The 18,720-nt window shown below is 68.3% G+C and carries 14 protein-coding genes; 5 read left to right on the top strand and 9 right to left on the bottom strand.

What is annotated here, in order from left to right:
• The first annotated feature begins 244 nt into the window (after window positions 1-244).
• Complete coding sequence (gene aqpZ / locus CUJ89_RS00940; RefSeq protein WP_114175541.1) at window positions 245-985, top strand: aquaporin Z; 741 nt, start codon at window positions 245-247, stop codon at window positions 983-985.
• Window positions 986-1,103: 118 nt separating this feature from the next.
• On the opposite strand, the gene CUJ89_RS00935 is transcribed toward aqpZ, so the two are convergent.
• The gene (locus CUJ89_RS00935; RefSeq protein ID WP_114175539.1) at window positions 1,104-1,928 is read right to left on the bottom strand and encodes a Cof-type HAD-IIB family hydrolase; all 825 of its coding nucleotides are present in this window, start codon (window positions 1,926-1,928) and stop codon (window positions 1,104-1,106) included.
• 114 nt (window positions 1,929-2,042) lie between these two features.
• Window positions 2,043-2,924 carry a BadF/BadG/BcrA/BcrD ATPase family protein gene (locus CUJ89_RS00930; RefSeq protein ID WP_114175537.1) on the bottom strand — a complete coding sequence of 294 codons (882 nt, stop codon included), beginning with the start codon at window positions 2,922-2,924 and terminating at the stop codon, window positions 2,043-2,045.
• Between the two features lie 142 nt (window positions 2,925-3,066).
• Here CUJ89_RS00930 and CUJ89_RS00925 point away from each other — a divergent pair, with 142 nt between their 5' ends.
• Window positions 3,067-3,669, top strand: a complete 603-nt coding sequence (locus tag CUJ89_RS00925) for a DNA-3-methyladenine glycosylase I (RefSeq protein WP_114175535.1) — start codon at window positions 3,067-3,069, stop codon at window positions 3,667-3,669.
• A 186-nt stretch (window positions 3,670-3,855) separates the two neighbouring features.
• On the opposite strand, the gene rpsU is transcribed toward CUJ89_RS00925, so the two are convergent.
• Window positions 3,856-4,068 carry a 30S ribosomal protein S21 gene (gene rpsU, locus CUJ89_RS00920; protein WP_006401410.1) on the bottom strand — a complete coding sequence of 71 codons (213 nt, stop codon included), beginning with the start codon at window positions 4,066-4,068 and terminating at the stop codon, window positions 3,856-3,858.
• A gap of 541 nt (window positions 4,069-4,609) precedes the next feature.
• Here rpsU and CUJ89_RS00915 point away from each other — a divergent pair.
• From CUJ89_RS00915 to CUJ89_RS00905, 3 genes are all read left to right on the top strand, one after another.
• Window positions 4,610-5,434 carry a flagellin domain-containing protein gene (locus tag CUJ89_RS00915; protein WP_114175533.1) on the top strand — a complete coding sequence of 275 codons (825 nt, stop codon included), beginning with the start codon at window positions 4,610-4,612 and terminating at the stop codon, window positions 5,432-5,434.
• A 185-nt stretch (window positions 5,435-5,619) separates the two neighbouring features.
• Window positions 5,620-7,032, top strand: a complete 1,413-nt coding sequence (gene fliD / locus CUJ89_RS00910; RefSeq protein ID WP_114178445.1) for a flagellar filament capping protein FliD — start codon at window positions 5,620-5,622, stop codon at window positions 7,030-7,032.
• A 35-nt stretch (window positions 7,033-7,067) separates the two neighbouring features.
• Window positions 7,068-7,376: a flagellar protein FliT gene (locus tag CUJ89_RS00905; RefSeq protein WP_114175531.1), complete on the top strand. Its 309-nt coding sequence runs from the start codon at window positions 7,068-7,070 to the stop codon at window positions 7,374-7,376.
• A gap of 133 nt (window positions 7,377-7,509) precedes the next feature.
• On the opposite strand, the gene CUJ89_RS00900 is transcribed toward CUJ89_RS00905, so the two are convergent.
• From CUJ89_RS00900 to CUJ89_RS00875, 6 genes are read right to left on the bottom strand one after another with little or no spacing between them, the layout of a single operon-like run.
• Window positions 7,510-9,786 (bottom strand): tetratricopeptide repeat protein, encoded by a 2,277-nt coding sequence (locus CUJ89_RS00900; RefSeq protein WP_114178444.1) that lies wholly within the window; start codon window positions 9,784-9,786, stop codon window positions 7,510-7,512.
• Window positions 9,783-12,269: a tetratricopeptide repeat protein gene (locus CUJ89_RS00895; protein ID WP_114175529.1), complete on the bottom strand. Its 2,487-nt coding sequence runs from the start codon at window positions 12,267-12,269 to the stop codon at window positions 9,783-9,785. The genes CUJ89_RS00900 and CUJ89_RS00895 overlap by 4 nt, the downstream gene beginning before the upstream one ends.
• Entirely contained in the window at window positions 12,266-14,767 is a 2,502-nt protein-coding gene (locus CUJ89_RS00890) for a tetratricopeptide repeat protein (protein ID WP_114175527.1), read from the bottom strand. Before CUJ89_RS00890 ends, CUJ89_RS00895 begins: the two co-directional genes overlap by 4 nt.
• 12 nt (window positions 14,768-14,779) lie before the next feature.
• A complete protein-coding gene (locus tag CUJ89_RS00885; protein WP_114175525.1) occupies window positions 14,780-15,985 on the bottom strand; it encodes a class I SAM-dependent methyltransferase in 1,206 nt (401 codons plus the stop codon).
• Window positions 15,982-16,923, bottom strand: a complete 942-nt coding sequence (locus tag CUJ89_RS00880) for a UDP-glucuronic acid decarboxylase family protein (protein ID WP_201752258.1) — start codon at window positions 16,921-16,923, stop codon at window positions 15,982-15,984. Before CUJ89_RS00880 ends, CUJ89_RS00885 begins: the two co-directional genes overlap by 4 nt.
• Entirely contained in the window at window positions 16,920-18,719 is a 1,800-nt protein-coding gene (locus CUJ89_RS00875; RefSeq protein ID WP_114175521.1) for a tetratricopeptide repeat protein, read from the bottom strand. Before CUJ89_RS00875 ends, CUJ89_RS00880 begins: the two co-directional genes overlap by 4 nt.
• Window position 18,720: the final 1 nt, after the last annotated feature.

The following is an 18,720-nucleotide window of genomic DNA, read 5'->3' as shown; positions in this document are numbered from 1 at the left end:
ATCCGTTACGCCATCCGCACTGCCGCCCTGCTCTTCGAAATAAATGCTGTCATCTTTAACCGATTCGGCTATATCGAGAATGCGGACTTATTCTAATAAAAGGCATTCGGCAGCCATTCAAATTTAACAATCGTTGACCCTCCGGGACCCGATTCATTTCCTATAATCCAGACCAATTCCGGGCGACGGAATAAATCCGTTGCGTCGTCCGGTCGTCTTCAACCCACTTGAACGAGTTCCTTACATGAATCTTTCTCAGCGTCTCGCTGCAGAGGTATTCGGCACGTTCTGGCTGGTGCTCGGCGGGTGCGGAAGCGCCGTGCTGGCCGCCGCCTTTCCGGGCCTCGGCATCGGCTTTGCCGGCGTCGCACTCGCCTTCGGCCTGACCGTGCTGACGATGGCATTCGCGATCGGCCATATTTCGGGCTGCCATCTGAACCCGGCGGTGAGCGTCGGCCTGACGGTCGCCGGCCGCTTCCCGGCACGCGATCTCGCGCCGTACATCGTCGCGCAGGTGGTCGGCGCAACGCTCGGCGCGTTCGTGCTGTACCTGATTGCGACCGGCAAGCCGGGTTTCGACCTGGTCGGCAGTGGCTTTGCGACGAACGGCTTCGGCGATCGCTCGCCCGGCCACTACTCGCTCAGCGCGGCATTCATCTGCGAAGTCGCGATGACGGGCTTCTTCCTGTTCGTGATCCTTGGCGCGACCGACAAGCGCGCGCCGGCCGGCTTCGCGCCGATCGCGATCGGCCTGTGCCTGACGCTGATTCACCTGATCTCGATTCCGGTCACCAACACGTCGGTGAACCCGGCCCGCTCGACCGGCCCCGCGCTGTTCGTGGGCGGCGACGCGATCGGCCAGCTCTGGCTGTTCTGGGTGGCGCCGATGATCGGCGCGGCACTCGCAGGAATCATCTACCCGCTGGTCGCGGGGCGTGAAGACGCCGTCGACCTGCTGCCGGCATCGGCTCGCACAAGCGAATAAAACACTACGGGGTCACGCGAGCAGAGCAGCGAGCCTCACGCTGTCGAAGAATACGAGGCAGGCAATTTCGACGGGCGCCTTTGGCGCCCGTTTTTCATTTCCGCTCGGGAAACGGTGCTCAGGAAGCGGCGACGTTGCCTTCGAGCGAGAACAGCGTGCGCAGGTGGCGGGCGACGCCCGCGTCGAAGTTGTTGCCGATTCGCGGGATATGCGGCAGCCGTGCGACCAGGTCGGGGTTCGCGTTGTTCATCATGAACGCGTGACCGGCGGTTTCGAGCAGGTCGATATCGTTCATGTTGTCGCCGAACGCGATGCAGTGGCCGGTGTCGACGCCGAGCCGCGCGAGCACCGTGCGCAGCGCGCGGCCCTTCGACACGTTCGCGGTCATCACTTCGAGACAGTCGGGCAGCGAGTACGTGACGTACAGCGCGTCGCCGAAGCGCACGCGCATCTGCTCCGCAACCACTGCCAGATCGGCCGGATCGCCGATGTACAGCACCTTCGCGATATCCGCGCCGTCGTGCGCGGCCATGTCGATCACGTCGTACCGGAAGCCCGAATCCTGGTGGAATTCGAGCAGGTGCGGCGCATCGCGGTCGATCAACCAGCCCTGGTCGGTGAACAGGTTGACGATCACGCGGCCGTGCGCGCCGGCGACGCCCGGCTGCACGAGGCCGCGGACGATCGCGGGATCGAGGTCCTGCGCATGGATCGTCGTATCGTCCGGCGCATGCACGCGCGCGCCGTTCGACGTGATCAGGTACGGCCGGATGCCGAGCACGTCGCGAATGCCGGCGACGTCCGCGTAATGACGCCCCGTGGCGATCACGAACTGCAGGCCGTCACGGTCGAGCCGGCGGACGGTGTCGATCGTGTACGGATCGAGCTGGTGATCGCTGTTCAGCAGGGTACCGTCGAGATCGGTGGCGATGACTTTGTACATGGGACGGAAGAATGGCGCTCAGGGCTCTGCGGAACGGCCATTTTAACGTCGTGCCCGGTTGCGCGCCGGAGGTTCCCGGCCGATCGCCGCCTTCGGCCCTGCTTCAGCGCGCCTTCAACCGCCTTCCGCCGCCCGCAGCGCCTGCAGCGCGAGCCGCAGCGCGCCGTGCGCGGAATCGTCGAGCGGCGCGCGCAGCCGCGCGGCGTGGCGCGCCGGCACGGCCGGTGCGAGCGCGTCCGCCAACCCGCCGCACAGCGCGACCGGCAGTGCCTGCTGCGGATCGAGCGCATCGATCATCTTGCCGATCTCGTCGCCCGCCAGCGCGATCAGCGCGCCCGCGACCGGATGCAAGCGGTGTGCGAACACGATCGGCGCAAGACGTGCGTAGATCGTCTGGTTCGCATCGCACGACCACTGGACGAGCGCGTCGCGATCCTGCGCGCCCGTTTCCGCGAGCAGCGCGTTGGCGAACGCATCGCGCGGTACCCGGCCGTCGAGCGCCTGTTGCGCATACGCGAGCGCACGCACACCGAGCCACGCGCCGCTCGCCTCGTCGCCGGACGGAAAGCCGAATCCGCCCGCGATCCGGCACGCGCCGGTAGCATCGAGCGCCGCCGCGATGCTGCCGGTGCCGAGCGCGACGATGAGCCCCGGCGCGCCGCCGTGCGCGCCGACGACGGTCGTATATGCGTCGCTCTCGATCGCGAGCGCGCCGAGCGGCGCCTGCGCGCGGAACGCGGCGAGCCACGCCGCATTGTTGACGCCTGCCAGCCCGCAACCGAGCGCGCACTGCGCCCAGTCGAACGCGAAACCGGCCTGCGTGAACGCGTCCGCGCAGGCCGCGCCGATCGACGCCCACGCGCGCTCGATGCCGAGACCGAGCCCCGACGGGCCGCCGCGCCCCTGCGCGAGTTCGCGCCCGTGCCGGTCGGCCAGCACCGCGCGCGTGCCCGTGCCGCCGCCGTCGATGCCGATCGCAAAAAGTAATGCCGCCATGCCTTCATCCCGCTGATTCGAACAGGCGCCAAGCTTAACCGGATCGGCGCCGCGCGCCCATCTGCCGTTCGGCCGGCTATCCCGCCAAAAGGGCTTCCGCTATGCTGGCGCGATCGAATCGACACTGACAACGAGGCAGACGATGTCGCAGCGGTGCAACTGGGTGAAGACCGAAGCGGACGCTCACTATCACGATACCGAGTGGGGCGTGCCGTCGCATGACAATCGCCACCTGTTCGAAATGCTGATCCTGGAAGGCGCGCAGGCCGGGCTGTCGTGGTCGACGATCCTGAACAAGCGCGCGGGCTATCGCGACGCGTTCGCGAATTTCGATGTCGACGCCGTCGCGCGCTTCACGCCGAAGCGCATCGAGAAGCTGCTGGAGAACCCCGGCATCGTGCGCAACCGGGCGAAGGTCGAATCCGCGGTGACCAACGCGCGCGCCGTGCAGCGCATCCGCGACGAGCACGGGTCGCTCGCCGCGTTCCTGTGGTCGTTCGTCGGCGGCACGCCGGTCCGGAACGAGTGGCAGTCGTACCGCGACGCGCCCGCGTCGACCGAACAGTCCGACGCGCTCAGCAAGGCGCTGAAGGCTTACGGCTGCAAGTTCGTCGGCTCGACGATCTGCTATGCGCTGATGCAGGCGACCGGAATGGTCAACGATCACGAGGTCGGCTGCCCGTGCCACGCGCAATGCGCGGCGCTCGGCGGCAAACAGCCGGCGCGCCGGCGCAAGGCGGGCTGACGGCGTCGGCCGCAGCCGGCCGTCCACCCGTCACCCCGGCCCCGCGAAGGCGCCACCGTCCAGTCACCGTGCGGCGCGTGACGACGCCACTACGACATCGGGGCTTTCCCGGCCCCAAAAGCAAAACGGCGGAGCGGCTTCTTTCGAAGCACACTCCGCCGTTTCGCGGCGAACCGTAAGACGCTCTTAGTGGAGCTTCTTCGGCAGCATCTGGCTGCGCAGACGCTTGTGCAGGCGCTTGACGGCTGCTGCCTTCTTGCGCTTGCGGACTGCGGTCGGCTTTTCGTAGGACTGGCGCTCGCGCAGCTCAGCGATCAGGCCATTCTTTTCGATAGCGCGACGAAAGCGGCGAATCGCCACTTCGAACGGCTCGTTTTCCTTCAGAAGAATCGTCGTCATGTCGTTCCTAAATTGCTTATACGGTCAAAAACGTAGCGGCCAAGCGCCACGCACCGGCCATCCGGGCGTTCCCACAACAGGCGAAACGGCGGAAATACGGCCTCGGAGGCCGGAAAAGAGAGGCGAAAAGCACCGCGAATACGCTTCACAGCCACGTGCAGCGCCGCGTTTGACTGCCAGCAGACATGCCGAAAACGGCAGAGGCGTGACAGAAATCTCAATTCAGCCCGCCATCATAGCAGGGAATCACAGACAAAACCATCCTTTTGTCGATTGCGGCTGACCGCCCCGCGCGGCGCGGCCGCGCACGCCGTCCAGCGAGGCTGTCCCGCGGCCAGGCTGGAATCGCTGCCGACCGCGCCCGGCACGGACTTCGCGGCGACAGCGCCCTTCCGCCCCGAATTTCCTCGAACATCTCTCTAAAGTTTTCGCCGGGTGCCGCCGTCAACCAGGAAAGGCGGGCAGCGCCAGTCGCGATAAAGCGCAACGCCGAAATCAGAACCTGTCTGTATCTCAGGCATTTTCCAAAACGAGGAAGCAAATGCTGAACATCAACACCAACATTCTTTCGCTGACGACGCAGACGAATCTGTCGGGCTCGCAAAGCGCCCTGTCGCAAGCCATCAACCGCCTGTCGTCGGGCAAGCGCGTGAACACGGCAGCCGACGACGCGGCAGGTCTCGCGATCTCGACGTCGCAAACGGCCGCGATCAACGCGCTGACGCAAGGCGTCTCGAACGCGAACAACGGCATCTCGATGATCCAGACCGCAGCCGGCGCGCTGCAGTCGACCGTCGACAACCTCCAGCGTATCCGTACGCTGGCAGTCGAAGCAGGCGACGGCTCGCTGGACTCGAACGCACGTGCGAACCTGCAGGCTGAAGTCACGACGCGTCTCGGCGAAATCGACCGCGTGGCCACGCAGACGTCGTTCAACGGCCAGACCATCCTGAGCGCAGCCGGCAACGTCACGTTCCAGGTCGGCGCAGCAGCGAACCAGACCGTTGCCGTCAACTTCGGCGCGACGGTGTGGACGAGCACGGGCGCAGGCCTGAGCCTCAGCGGCCTGTCGGTCAGCGACCAGACGAGCGCACAGTCGGCCATCACGTCGATCGACGCGGCGCTGAAGAACGTCAACACGTTCCAGGCAACGCTGGGTGCAGCGCAGAACACGTTCCAGGCTGCGATCACCACGACGCAGACCCAGGCAACGAACATGAGCGCAGCGCGTTCGCAGATCACCGACGCGGACTTCGCAACGGAAACGGCGAACCTGAGCAAGGCGCAAGTGCTGCAGCAAGCCGGCATCTCGGTGCTCGCGCAAGCGAACTCGCTGCCGCAGCAAGTCCTGAAGCTCCTGCAGTAATCGGGGAAGCACCCGCGGCGGGCACCCTGCCCGTCCACACACGGCGGCGTCCGCGTTGCGGCGCGCGACGACGCCGGTTCGACACATCGAACCCGACACTCCAGGGAGGCACGCCTCCCTGCTTGCATTGAAGCACGGCGACCCGCCGGATGGCGCGCAACGGCGCGCACGACAGGAGCAACCGCATGACCACGACGAGCAGCACGACGGATATCGGCAGCATTCTGGCGCAGGCCGGACAATCGATCATCAGCGGCGCGACCAATTCGACGCTCGACGTCAGTTCGCTCGTCTCGACGCTGGTTCAGGCCAAGACCATCGGCCAGCAGACCACCATCACGAACAAGCAGACGGCCGACAACACCGAGCTGTCGGCGGTCGGCAAGCTGAAATCCGCGCTGTCCGCGCTGCAGACCGCGGTCACGGGCCTCTCGAACGGCACGACGCTGAGCGGCCTCGCAACGACCGCAAGCGGCAACGGCATCACCGCGTCGGTCAAGAGCGGCGGCGGCGCGGTAGCCGGCAACTATGCGGTCAACGTCACGCAGCTCGCCACCGCGAACAAGCTGTCGTCGGCCGGCATCACGTCGACGGACACGATTTCGGCCGGTTCGCTGAGCATCACGCTCGGCACCGGCACGCCCTTCAACGTCAGCGTGGCGGCCGGCGCATCGCTGTCCGACATCGCTAAATCGATCAATACGACGACCGGCAACCCGGGCGTCACCGCGTCGGTCATCACGGGCTCGGACGGCCAGCACCTGGTGATCCAGTCGAACAACACCGGCGCGGCCAACACGGTGTCGGTAACCGGCACCGGCGTGAACTCGAAGCTGACCTCGGGCTACACGAACGTGACCCCGGCCGCCGACGCGAAACTGACGGTCGACGGCACGCCGGTGACGAGCGCGTCCAACAGCGTGTCGGGCGTGCTGACGGGCGTCACGCTGAACCTGACGACGGCGGCGCTGAACACGACCCAGACGGTCACGCTCGCGCCCGACACGACGGCCACGACGACCGCGATCAACGCGTTCGTCAGCGCGTACAACACCTACGTGACGACCGCGAAGTCGCTGTCGTCGTACGATCCGAACACGTCGACGGCCGGCCCGCTGCTCGGCGATTCGATGCTGAACACGATCTCGAACGGCCTCGCGAGCGCGATCAGCGGCGGCGTCACGACGGGCGGCTCGACCTATTCGCTGGCGGCAATCGGCATCGGCCTGCAGGCCGATGGCACGCTGCAGGTCGACTCGACCGCGCTGAACACCGCGCTCACGTCGAACAGCCCGGCCGTCGCCGGCCTGTTCAACACGACGAACGGCGTCGGCCAGACGCTCAACAACCTGGTCAACACCTACACGCAGACCAACGGCCTGATGGACCAGCGCACCACCGCGCTCAACACGGACCTGAAGAACCTGTCCGACCAGGCGACGCAGCTGCAGAATTATTCGACTCAGCTCACCACGCAGTACAACGCGCAGTTCACCGCGCTGAACAACCTGATGGCGACGATGGCGAACAACACGAAGTACCTGACGCAACTGTTCGGCGGCACCAACAGCGCCGGCGCGCTCGCCACCAACAAGTAAGCCGCCACTTTGCGCGACGACGCAGGACGACGACCATGACCACGACGATCGATACCCTGAACCACGCGTTTCACCTGACCCAGGCGATGCAGTCGGCCACCGCGCTGCGCGACTGGGAGCGCGTCGCGGCGCTGGCCGACGAGCGCTCGCCGCTGCTGATGAGCCTGTCGCCCGAGCAGACGCCTGCCGCGCTCGACACGATCCGCCGGATCATGGACATCGACGCATCGATCGCGCAGGACGCGCAGGCCGATCGCGACCAGCTCGCGCAGCAGTTCACCGAATCGCGCGACCGGATCCGCGCCGCGAGCGCCTACCAGACGACCGGCATGCTGCAAGCCTGACGAACAACAACGCGCGCCGCCGTCGAGCAGGCGCCGACGCCGTATCGTCGAGCCGCATTCGTGCGGCTCTTTTTTCGCGTGTCGTGCGTGTCGGGAAAAGGAGGAGACGCCGTGCGCACCCGCACGGCGCGGGCTACCGCGCGGCGCGTGCGGCCTGTTCGACCGCCGCCGCGTGCATCTGCGCGAAAGCCGCTTCGAGGTGGCGGGCGAAGCGCGGCGCGTCGCACAGCGGCGAGCGCAGCAGCCGCTCGCGCAGCCCGGCCCGCACGGCGGCCAGGCGCGGCAGGTCGTGCGCGAACGCGGCCGCCTTCGCAACATAGTCGTCGTCGCCGGCCGCGATCCATTCGGGCATGCCGAGCGTATGCAGGATGCTTTCGCCGATATGCGACAGGAACCGGTCGCCGCGCCGCGTGACGAACGGCGCGCCCATCCACAGCCCCTCCATGCTCGTCGTGCCGCCCGGATACGGGAACGGATCGAGCACGATGTCGATGTCGTTGAACGTACCGATGTGCGCGAGCCGCTTCGAGCCGCCGCGCAGCAGCAGCCGTTCGGCGGGAATCCCGTGCGCGGCGAAGCGCGCGGCGACGCTCGCGCGCAGCGCTGCCTCGTCGAGCTGCGCCGATTTCAGCAGCAGGCGCGAGCCGGGCACCGCGTGCAGCACGCGTGCCCACAGCGCGACGACGGGCTCGCCGATCTTGTTCGCGTTGTTCAGGCAGCCGAACGTGACGCACCCGTTGCCGTCGGCAGGCAGCGGGCCGACGTCGAGCGGCAGCGCGGGCGGCATGAAGCACAGATAGCTGTCCGGCAGCCGCCACGGCCGCTCGATGAAATGCGACGCTTCGTCGGCCGGCAGCACGTGGCGATCGCCGATCACGTAGTCGATGGCAGCGATGCCCGTCGTCGCGAAGTAGCCGAGCCAGGTCGCCTGCACCGGCGCCGGCTTCCACGCGAACAGCGGCAGCCGGTTCGACGCGGTGTGGCCGCTCAGGTCGACCAGCACGTCGATGCGGTCGCCCGCGATCAGGTCCGCGGCTGCCCGGTCGTCGAGCGGCGTGATGTCGCGCCACAGCGCGAAGTGGCGTTTGAGCGCCGCGGTCGTGTCGTCCTCGACCGGCTGCGTCGCATAGGCCGCCAGTTCGATGCGCGACGGATCGAGCGACGCGACGAGACTCAGCAGGAACACCGCAACCGGATGCGACTTCAGGTCGCCGGACACGAAGCCGACGCGCAGTGCGCGCCCGTTCGCCGGCTGCAGCGCATGCTGCCGCGGCGCCGCCTGCGCCGCCATCTGCGCGCCGAACGCGCACGCGCGCTCGCGCAGTTGCGCCGGCGACAGCCGGTCAGTGCCGGCCCCATGGAACATGCGGCCCGAGTGTGCGTTGCGGAACGCGGGGTCCAGGTCGAGCGCGCGGTCGTAGCTCGCGAGCCCCGCGTCGATGTGCCACAGCGCGCACAGGATGTCGCCCATCACCGCGTGCATCTGCGCGGTCGGGTTCGGCAGCGACAGCGAGATACGACAGCTGTCGAGCGCCTCACGCCGCTTGCCCTGCCGCACGAGTGTCTGCGCAAGATGGTGATGCAGCTCGGCGCGATCGGGCGCGACGGCCAACGCGCGCCGCAGGCTTGCGACGGTCCCGTCGAGATCGCCCGCGCGATCGAGCGCAGCCGCGAGGCTGAACAGCCGGTCGACTTCGCCCGATTCCGCCGCACGCGCGAGGCTCGCGACCGCGGCGTCGAGTTCGCCGCGCTCCAGCAGCAGCACGCCCAGCGCGTGATGCGCGGCGTGCAGGCTCGGCTGCAGCGCGATCGCACTGCGGTAGTGCGCGATCGCGTCATCGTGCCGGCGTTGCGCGCCGCACACGTTACCCAGGTTGAAACAGGCTTCCGCATAGGCGGGATCGAGCACGAGCGCCTTCTCGTACGCGCGCGCCGCGGCATCCGGCTCGCCCTTGTCCTGCAGCGCGTTGCCGAGATTGTTGTAGGCCGGCGCGTAATCGGGGCGCAGCGCGAGCGCCTGCGCGCAGCTCAACATCGCGGCATCCGGGTCGCGCGCCTCGCGCAGCGCGTTGCCGAGATTGCTGTGCGCTTCCGCATAGCCGGGCGCGAGCGCGAGCGCGCGGCGGTATGCGCCGATGGCGTCGTCGAGCCGGCTGTGCGCACGCAGCATGTTGCCGAGGTTGTTCAGGTAGACGGGATCGGCGCGCAGCGCGATCGCGCGCTCCATCAGCGCGAGGCCCGCCGGGAACTGGCCGAGCTGGCACGCGAGCAACCCGAGGAAATGCGTCGCGTCCGGGTGGTCGGGCGCGTCTCGGCGGATCGCCTCGTACAGCACGCGCGCATCGTCGAGACGCCCGGCCTGGTGGTGCGCGAGCGCCGCGTTCAACCGTTCCGCGACCGGGCTCGTCATGCGCGCGACTCCGACGTCGCTCCGCCCGCGTAGCGCGCCCACATCCCGTGAAACGCGTCCTCGAGATTGCGTGCGAACCGCGCGGCATCGCACAGCGGCGACGCCAGCGTGCGTTCGCGCAACGTCACGCGCAACGCGGCCAGCCCGTCGCGATCGCGTGCGAACGCGATGCCCTTGGCGAGATACGCGGCTTCGTCCGATGCGATCCAGTCGCCCATCCCGGCCGCGTGCAGCAGGCTCTCGCAGATGTGCGTGACAAAGCGCCCGCCCTTCATGCCGATCACCGGCACGCCCATCCACAGCGCCTCGGCCGTCGTCGTGCCGCCCGGGTACGGGAACGGACTCAGCGCGATGTCGATTCGGTTGTACGCGGCGAAGTATTCCGCGCGCGGCGAACCGGCTTCGAGGATCAGCCGCTCTGCACCGATGCCGTGCCGTGCGAAGCGCGCGCGCGTCGCCTGGTTCAGGTCGCCCGCGCCGAGCTCGTGCGCCTTCAGCAGCAGGCGTGCATCGGGCAGCGCGTGCAGCAGCCGCGACCACAACGCGACGACGTCGTCGCTGATCTTCGTGAGCTTGCCGAAGCAGCCGAACGTCACGCCGCCGTTCGTGTCCATCGGCAGCGGGCCGACCGGAACGTCGTAGGCCGGCGGCGTGAAGCACAGGTAGCTGTCCGGCAGCCGCCACGGCGTTTCGACGAAGTGATCGGCCTCGTCGGCCGGCAGCGTGTGTGCATCGCCGACAAAATAGTCGATCGCACGGCAGCCCGTCGTCGCGAAAAAGCCGAGCCAGCTCGCCTGCACCGGTGCGGGCCGGTGCGCGAAGATCGGCAGCCCGCTCCAGTTCGTGTGGCCGGCCAGGTCGACGAGCACGTCGATGCCGTCGTGGCGAATCATCTGTGCTGCCTGCTCGCGGTTCATGCAGGTCAGCTTCTTCCAGCTCGCGAAGCCCGACTTCAGCCGTGCGGTCACTTCGTCCTCGACCACGAAGGTCACGTATGCGTGCGGCTCGATGCGCGTGCGGTCGAGATGCGCGAGCACGCTTTCGAGGAAGATGCCGACCGGATGCTGGCGCAGGTCGCCCGACACGAAGCCGACCCGCAGCGGGCGGCCGTGCGCGTGCCGCGCACGCTGCGCGCGATCGTGATCGAACGGGCGCACGCCGCGCGCCAGGTAGTCGCCGTAGCGATGCGCTTCGACCACCCAGTCCCGCGGCGCGAACGCCGGCGAGCTCGACATGTTGAATAGCAGGCGCGCGTACGCACGATGCGGATCGTGCTCGATGGCTTCGCGAAACGCCGCGACGGCGCCCGCGAAATCGCGCTTTGCCCAGCGGATGTCGCCGAGCGTCAACTGGATCTTCACCGGATCGATGCCGAGTTCCTGCGCGACCCGGTATTCCTCCATCGCCTCGTCGAACTTGTCGAGGCGAAACAGCGCGGCCGCAAGGTTGTGGTGCGCGTCCGCATCGTCCGGGTTCAGGTCGATCGCGTGGCGATGGCTGAGCTCCGCAGCCGCCATCCGGTCGAGGTTGTGATATGCGAGACCGAGAAAATTGTATGCGTCCGCCAGTTCGGGGGCCAGTTCGATCGCGTGCCGGCACAGGCGTACCGACTCCTCGTATTCGCCCTGCTGGCAGCGCAACTCGCCGAGCCGGCTCCAGGCCGGCGCATAGCCCGGGTCGATCTCGCACGCGCGCTGGAACAACTGCGCGGCGCCGTCGAAGTCGTTGATGCTGCGCAACGAGATGCCGAGCGAGCAGTGCGCGTCGGCATCGTCCGGCTCGAGTCCGGCACGCACATGCGCGAGCGCACCGTCGAAATCGCCGGTCGCCCGCAACGCGGCACCCAGCCCGCGATGCGCGACGCGCAGTGCGGGATTCAGTTCGAGCGCGCGACGGTAGTGCGCGATTGCATCCGCGTGCTTTTCCTGTGCGCGCAGCACGTTGCCGAGGTTGCTGTTCGCTTCCGCATACGCGGGATGGAATGCGATCGCCTTGCTGTAGCTTGCCGCGGCCGCATCGAGTTCACCGAGATCCTGCAGCACGTTGCCGAGATTGTTGTATGCCTCCGCATAGCCGGGGCGCAGCTCGATCGCGCGCGAACAACTCGCCATCGCCTCGGCCGGATCGCGCGCGTCGCGCAGCGCATTGCCCAGGTTGTTGTGCGCTTCCGGATAGTCGGGCCGCATCGCCACCGCGCGCCGGTAGTGCGCGATCGCGTCGTCGAGCCGCCCGCATTCGCGCAGCATGTTGCCCAGATTGTTGAAGTACGACGCATCGGGCCGCGCCGCGAGCGAGCGCTCCATCAACGCGAGGCCCGCGTCGTACTGCTTGAGCTGGCACGCCAGCAGCCCGAGGAAGTGCATCGCGTCCGGCTGGCCCGGCTGCGCGTGAAGAATCGCGTCGTACAACGCTTTCGCTTCCGCGAGTCGGCCGGCCTCGTGATGCGCGAGCGCGCGTTGCAAGGTGTCGTTGATGTCGTTCATGTTGCGTGTGCCGTTTCCGTATAGCGTTCCCACATGCCGTGGAATGCGTCTTCGAGATGGTGTGCGAAGCGTGCCGCGTCGCACAGCGGCGACGCGAGCAGCCGGGCCCGCAAGCCCGCGCGCAGCGCCGCCAGTCGCGTGCTGTCCACGGCGGCCGCGGCCGCCTTCGCGACATAGTCGTCTTCGTCGCCGGCGATCCAGTCTTCCATGCCGGCCGCGTGCAGCAGGCTCTCGCAGATGTGCGTGACGAAGCGCCCGCCCTTCATGCCGATCACCGGCACGCCCATCCACAGCGCCTCGGCCGTCGTAGTGCCCCCCGGGTACGGGAACGGACTCAGCGCGATGTCGATCCGGTTGTACGCGGCGAAGTATTCCGCGCGCGGCGATGCGCCTTCGAACGCGAGCCGGCTCGAATCGATCCCGTGCCGCACGAAACGCGCGGCGGTCGCGTCGCGCACGGCCGCGTATTCGAGCTCGCGCGCCTTCAGCAGCAGCCGGGACGACGGCAGTGCATGCAGCACGCGCGACCACACGCGCACGACGTCGTCGCCGAGCTTCACCAGCTTGCCGAAGCAGCCGAACGTCACGTGGCCGTTCGCCGCCATCGGCAGCGGGCCGACCGCGACGTCGTCAGCCGGTGGCGTGAAGCACAGGTAGCTGTCCGGTAGCCGCCACGGCCGCTCGACGAAGTGATGCGCCTCGCCGGCCGGCAGCGTGTGCGCGTCGCCAATGAAGTAGTCGATCGCATCGCAGCCGGTCGACGCGAAGAAGCCGAGCCAGCTCGCCTGCACCGGCGCGGGCTTCCAGCCGAATGCGGCGAGCCCGCTCGCCTGCGTATGGCCGGCGAGATCGACGAGCACGTCGATGCCGTCGTCGTAAATGGTGCGCGCGGCCGCCTGCGGGTCGAGCGCGGCGATCGAACGCCAGACGGCCGCATGCAGTTTTAGCCGTGCGGTGACCGCATCTTCTTCGTCGGTCGTCGCATAGACATGGGGTGCGATGCGCGTGCGGTCGAGATGCGCGAACACGCTTTCGAGAAAGATCCCGACCGGGTGCAGGCGCAGGTCGCCCGACACGAAGCCAACGCGCAACGGACGATTCCGTGCGCGCGCCGCGCGGTCGCGCCCGTCGTGCGGATAGCGCATCGAACGCGCCGCCAGATGCCGGCCGTAGCGACGCGCGTCGTTCAGGTAATCGTCGGGCGGCACGTTCGCCGATGCGGCCGACGCGAACAGCAGGCGGCTGAGTACTTCGGCTGCGCCGTCGTCCGCGTCGTCGCGCACCTGCGCGAGCGCATCGCGGTATGCGGGCACGGCGGCGTCGACGTTGCCCTGGCCGCGCAGGATGTCGCCGAGATTCACGTGCATCGCCGCGCTCGGGCGGCCGGCCGCCAGCGCCTGCCGGCAATACGCGAGCGCGTCGTCGTGCCGCTCGCACTTGAGCAGCACGACCGACAGGTTGTGGGCTGCGCCGGCGTCGACCGGGTTCAGCGCGAGCGCGGTGCGATAGCACGCTTGCGCCGCGTCGAGATCGCCCAGCCCGTGATGCGCGTTGCCCGCGTGGTTGTGCGCGTCGGCGAGACCGGGTGCGATGCGGATCGCATCCCGCGCATGCGCGAGCGCTTCCGCGTAACGCGCCTGACGGCGGCGCACGCCGCTCAGGTTCGCATGCGCGACGGCCATCGACGGATCGAGCGCGATCGCGCGCGCATACTGCGACGCGGCGCCTTCGAGGTCGCCTGCGTCGCGCAGGACGCCGGCCAGGTTGTTGTGCAGGCTCGCGTCGCCGGATTCGGCCGCGGCCGCACGCAGCACGTGCGCGGCTTCGTCGAGTTCGCCGAGCGCCCACAGCGACAGGCCAAGACCGTGGCGCGCGGCGGGCAGCGCCGGGATCAGCTCGAGCGCGCGACGGTAGTGCGCGATTGCATCCGCGTGCTTTTCCTGTGCGCGCAGCACGTTGCCGAGGTTGCTGTTCGCTTCCGCATACGCGGGATGGAATGCGATCGCCTTGCTGTAGCTTGCCGCGGCCGCATCGAGTTCACCGAGATCCTGCAGCACGTTGCCGAGATTGTTGTATGCCTCCGCATAGCCGGGGCGCAGCTCGATCGCGCGCGAACAACTCGCCATCGCCTCGGCCGGGTCGCGCGCGTCGCGCAGCGCATTGCCCAGGTTGTTGTGCGCTTCCGGATAGTCGGGCCGCATCGCCACCGCGCGGCGGTAGTGCGCGATCGCGTCGTCGAGCCGCCCGCATTCGCGCAGCATGTTGCCCAGATTGTTGAAGTACGACGCATCGGGCCGCGCCGCGAGCGAGCGCTCCATCAACGCGAGGCCCGCGTCGTACTGCTTGAGCTGGCACGCCAGCAGCCCGAGGAAGTGCATCGCGTCCGGCTGGCCCGGCTGCGCGTGAAGAATCGCGTCGTACAACGCTTTCGCTTCCGCGAGTCGGCCAGCCTCGTGATGCGCGAGCGCCGCCCGCAACTGCAGTTCAATCGGCTCCATCGCGCGCGCCGCTCAATACGGATGCGGTTCGCGCCCGAAGTCGATCAGCCGGCCTTCGTGCTCGATCATCACGGCCGCGGCCGCGATCCCTTCGCGCGACATCTCGGCGACGATGTCGCGCGCGCGCCACTGCGTCGGAATGATGATCACGTCGGCCGGCGCTCCCTTCAGCGCGTCGCGGAATTCGATCTTCTGGCCCGTGCCCGGCACGTAGCTGCCGACCTTGTCGGGGTCCGAATCGACGACGAGCGGAAAACGCGCGGCGTCGGCATCGAAGTGATGGATGAACGCGGCGGCCTTGCCGGTGCCGCCCCAGATCGCGACGCGCCGACCCGATTCAGCCAGCGCCGCGAGCTGCCCGGCGATCGCCGCGCGGTGCTCGACCGTCCGGGCCGCGAACCGCGTCGACGCGTCGGCGCGTGCACGCGCTTGCGCCGGCACGCCGAGCCGCACCAGCGCATAGACGACTTCGCCGTCGTAGCCGTGCGCGAGCGTGACGACCTCGCCCGCACGCGCCATCAGCGTGCGGAACGACTCCGTCGTGAACTGCGACACGTGCTCGTAGAAGAAATCGGCAAGGCGCTCGGTCTCGAACACGCGGTCGATGCACGGCACTTCAGCGAACAGCCAGCACGCGTTCGGCTGGCGCGCGGCGCCCCAGGCAAGCTGCTCGACGAGCTTCGCTGGTTCGGTCAGGTGCTCGAGCACGTGGCGGATGACGATCGCATCGGGCCGGAAGGTCGGCATGTCGGCGAGCGGCTCGAACAGCCGCGCATGAAACTCGATGCCGTGGCCGGTGCCCGCGCTCGCGTTCGGATCGAAGCCGGCGAAACGGCCGCCGCGGCTCGCCTGCGCGAGCCCGCGCACGAAATGCCCTTCGCCGCAACCGATCTCGACGACCGTCGGTTCGGGCCGCAGCGCGCCGAGCAACAGGTCGCGGGTGGCCGCGAGATGGCCTTTCCAGATCCCGCCGCTGTTGAACATCCGGTTCGGGTTGCTCTGGTACGGAATCGCGTCGTAGCTGAACCGGTGGTTCCACACGTGCGAGCACTGCGGGCACTGGACGAAGTCGAGCGAATGGCGCGGAAGCCGGCGCGCCGCTTCGGCGGACGTCGGCCACGCGAGCGTCGCGAGCGTGCGCTCGCCGGCCGGGAAGAACGGCGCGGCAACGGTGTGCGCGCAGACGGGGCAAGCGGCGTCGATCAGATCAGGGCTCATGCATTCACCTGTTTGCGGAAATAGGCGATCGTTTCCTTCAGGCCGTCCTCGAGCGCGATGCCGGGCTGCCAGTCGAGGCGCTGGCGCGCGCGGCCGATGTCGGGGCGGCGCTGCAGCGGATCGTCGGCCGGCAGCGGGCGATATTCGATGCGGCTTTTCGAGCCCGTGAGCCGCAGCACGCATTCGGCCAGCTCGCGGATCGTGATCTCGCTCGGGTTGCCGAGGTTCATCGGGCCGGTGTCGTCGTCCTGGTCCATCATCCGCAGCAGGCCTTCGACGAGATCGTCGACGTAGCAGAACGAGCGCGTCTGGCTGCCGTCGCCGTACAGCGTGATCGGCTCGCCGCGCAACGCCTGCATGATGAAGTTCGACACGACGCGCCCGTCGTCGGCGCGCATGCGCGGGCCGTAGGTGTTGAAGATCCGCACGACGCGAATGTCGACGCCGTGCTGCCGGTGATAGTCGAAGAACAGCGTTTCGGCGCAGCGCTTGCCTTCGTCATAGCACGCGCGCGGCCCGTTCGGATTGACGTTGCCCCAGTAGCTTTCCTGCTGCGGATGCTGCTGCGCGTCGCCGTACACCTCGCTCGTCGACGCCTGCAGGATGCGCGCGCCGCAGCGCTTCGCGAGGCCGAGCATGTTGATCGCGCCGAGCACGGCCGTCTTCACCGTCGACACGGGATCGCTCTGGTAGTGCACCGGACTCGCCGGGCACGCCATGTTGAACACGCGGTCGGCTTCGACGTAGAGCGGCAGCCACACGTCGTGACGAATCAGTTCGAAATTGATGCGCCCCATCAGGTGCGCGATGTTGTGCTTGCTGCCGGTGTAGAAGTTGTCGACGCACATCACGTCGTAGCCGGCGCCGACCAGGCGCTCGCACAGGTGCGAGCCGAGAAAGCCCGCGCCGCCGGTGATGAGCACGGACTTGCCGTTCACGATGTGGCTCCCGGCGCGGCCTCGACGTGGCGGGCCCACATCGCGTGCAGCGCGTCCTCGAAATGGCGCGCGAAGCGGGGCGCGTCGCACAGCGGCGCGGCGAGCACCTGCGCGCGCAGCGTCGTGCGCAGCACCGCCAGCTCGGCCGGATTGCGCGCGAACGCGACGGCCTTCGCAACGTATGCGTCGTCATCGTCGTCCGCGATCCATTCCGGCAGGCGCGCCGCGTGCAACAGGCTTTCGCCGATGTGCGACAGGAAGCGCGCGCCGCGGCGACCGAGCACCGGCACGCCCATCCACAGCGCTTCCGCCGTGGTCGTGCCGCCGGGGTACGGGAACGGGCTCAGCATCAGGTCGACGCGCCGGTAGGCGGCCAGGTACTCGCCGCGCGGCGAGCGGCCTTCGAACAGCAGGCGCGCCGCGTCGATGCCGTGCGCCGCGAAGCGGGCCGCGAGCGCTTCCTGCTCGCGCGCGTCGTCGAGATGCGGCGCCTTCACGAACAGCTTCGCGTGCGGCACGTCGCGCAGCACGCGCGCCCATACCCCGATCACGTGATCGGTGATCTTCGCGAGCTTGCCGAAATAGCCGAAGGTCGGATAGCCGTTCGCGAGCATCGGCAGCGGCCCAGCGTCGAGCTCGACGGCGGGCGGCGTGAAGCAGAGATAGCTGTCGGGCAGGTGCCATACGCGTTCGACGAAATGCGCGGCCTCGTCGGCCGGCATCACGTAGCGGTCGCCGAGCACGTAGTCGATCGCGCGCATGCCGGTGCTCGCGAAATAGCCGGGCCAGCTCACCTGCAGCGGCGCTGGCTTCCACGCGAACAGCGGCAGGCGGTTGTGGATCGTGTGCCCCGACGCGTCGATCAGCACGTCGATGCGGTCGTCGCGGATCCGCGCAGCGGCGGCTTCGTCGCCGATGCCCGCGAGACAGGTCCACGACGCGAAACGCGGCTTGAGCCGCACGGTGATGTCGTCCTCGACGTCGCGCGTCGGATATGCATGCAATTCGATGCGCTCACGCTTCAGGTGCGCGAGCATCCCTTCGATGAAGTAACCGACCGGGTGCGACTTCAGGTCGCCCGACACGATGCCCACGCGCAGCGGCCGGCCGATGCGCGCGGTCAGGTCGACGAGCCACGTCGACCACGGCTGCGCGCGAGCGCTGACGAGCGCGTCGAAACGGGCCGCTTCGTCGAGATACGCGCGCGGGTCGAACGCATCGCTGTAGTGATACGCGAACAGCAGGTTGCTGCGCGGCTCGGGCAACTCGGGCCGCAGCGCGACCGCGTGCTGGTACGCCTCGAGCGCGGCCGGAATCTCGTTCAGGTCGAGCAGCGCGTTGCCGAGATTGTTGTACGCCTGCCCGTGGTCGGGCTGCAGCGCGATCGCCTGGCAGAACGCGTCGACGGCCGCGCGCGCGTTGCCCGCGAGCCGCTGCGCGTTGCCGAGGTTGTTGTACGCATCGACGTAGCCGGGCCGCAGCTCGGTCGCGAGACGGAAGCACTCGGCGGCCGCGGCCGGGCGGTTGTGCGCCTGCATCACGTTGCCGAGGTTGTAGTAGTAGATCGCGTCGGGCCGGATCTCGATCGCCGCCATGATCAGCTCGGACGCCTCGTGATAGCGCCCGTATTGATGACCGATCAGGCCGAGCAGGTGCAGCGCATCCGCGTGCCGCGGCTCGGCGTCGAGGATCCGCCGGTACAGCGTCTCGGCCTCTTCGAGCCGATCGGCCTGATGGAGCGCCAGCGCCGCGTCGATCGTGGCGACGGGGGAGTCGGGCATCGTGAGATCTGTCATC

The organism is Burkholderia pyrrocinia (assembly GCF_003330765.1).
Lineage (GTDB): Bacteria > Pseudomonadota > Gammaproteobacteria > Burkholderiales > Burkholderiaceae > Burkholderia > Burkholderia pyrrocinia_B.
Note: the sequence above shows the minus strand (reverse complement) of the source record. Positions and strands in the feature narration are given on the sequence as shown.